The organism is Bacillus sp. P4_D3, from assembly GCF_056401855.1.
Genome location: NZ_JBFUIN010000979.1, coordinates 1 through 999, shown reverse-complemented (window position 1 = coordinate 999; position 999 = coordinate 1). Strand labels below are relative to the sequence as shown.

The following is a 999-nucleotide window of genomic DNA, read 5'->3' as shown; positions in this document are numbered from 1 at the left end:
CGCTTAAAATGCACGGTGGCGTGGCGAAAGATCAATTAAAAGAAGAAAATGTAGATGCGTTAGCAAAAGGAATGGAAAACTTACAGAAACATGTTGAAACAATTCAAAGCTTCGGTGTTCCATTCGTAATTGCCATTAACAAATTCATTACTGATACAGATGCAGAAGTTACATACTTACAAGAATGGTGCAATGAGCGTGGCTATGCAGTATCCTTAACAGAAGTTTGGGAGAAAGGTGGCCAAGGCGGAGTTGACCTTGCTGAGAAAGTGTTAAAAGAAATTGAAAAAGGTGAAAACAACTACGCACCACTTTATGAATTAGAATTACCATTAGAAGAAAAGATTCGTACAATTGCTCAAAAAGTGTACGGCGCAAAAGATATTGAATTTGCTCCGAAAGCACGTAAGCAACTAGCTCAATATGAAGGAGAAGGTTGGAGTAACCTACCAATTTGTATGGCGAAAACACAATACTCTCTTTCTGATGATGCAACAAAATTAGGTCGCCCATCTGACTTTATCGTTACAATTCGTGAATTGAAACCATCTATCGGTGCAGGGTTTATCGTTGCGTTAACAGGAACAATGTTAACAATGCCTGGTCTTCCTAAACAGCCAGCTGCGCTTCAAATGGATGTAAATGAAGATGGAAAAGCAGTAGGTTTATTCTAAAAGGTTGTAATTCATCTCGTTTATCTGTAAACTATATATACATCAAGTGGCGCCTTTCCATAGAAAGGCGCCTGTTTTTTGGAGGAAATTATGTTTGATCCAACTGCTTTTGAAAATTTAAAGGTAATTGTGGAAGGAGCTGTCTATGATTTCGATTTACACGGTGATATTCTCGTAACAGATCGAAAAGATGTGATGGATCTTGCTTCATTAAGTCGTATGTATAGTATTTCATTTCAACTAACAGAAACATTTAAAACGCTGGTAGAGGCGACATTTTCACTATCTGTTGATGCGAAGAATTTATCAGGTGAAATATTAGAAG

At 37.4% G+C, this 999-nt stretch carries 1 protein-coding gene and 1 pseudogene; both read left to right on the top strand.

Features of this window, described 5'->3' with window-relative positions; translation table 11 throughout:
* The coding region (locus tag AC1DTM_RS28510) for a formate--tetrahydrofolate ligase (RefSeq protein ID WP_477001491.1) at positions 1-674 on the top strand (674 nt) is incomplete at its 5' end.
* A 90-nt stretch (positions 675-764) separates the two neighbouring features.
* Positions 765-999 (top strand): annotated as a pseudogene (locus AC1DTM_RS28505) (hypothetical protein); the annotation flags it as partial.